Origin of the sequence: Bacillus sp. HMSC036E02, from assembly GCF_001836235.1 — a bacterium.
Taxonomy (GTDB): domain Bacteria; phylum Bacillota; class Bacilli; order Bacillales; family Bacillaceae_G; genus Bacillus_A; species Bacillus_A cereus.
Window position 1 is genome coordinate 1 of record NZ_KV827827.1, and the last position, 260, is coordinate 260.

Here is a 260-nt window from a genome sequence, read left to right on the forward strand (position 1 = left end):
TCGAACCATGCGGTTCAAAATGTTATCCGGTATTAGCCCCGGTTTCCCGGAGTTATCCCAGTCTTATGGGCAGGTTACCCACGTGTTACTCACCCGTCCGCCGCTAACTTCATAAGAGCAAGCTCTTAATCCATTCGCTCGACTTGCATGTATTAGGCACGCCGCCAGCGTTCATCCTGAGCCAGGATCAAACTCTCCAATAAAGTTAGTTTGTCTAGCATCTAAAATAAAAATTGACGTTTCACGTTGTTTGTTTCGTT

1 rRNA gene is annotated in these 260 nt (G+C 46.2%); it reads right to left on the reverse strand.

Features of this window, described 5'->3' with window-relative positions:
- A 16S ribosomal RNA gene (locus HMPREF2590_RS08915) occupies positions 1 to 203 on the reverse strand; the annotation flags it as partial.
- Between the last annotated feature and the right edge of the window lie 57 nt (positions 204 to 260).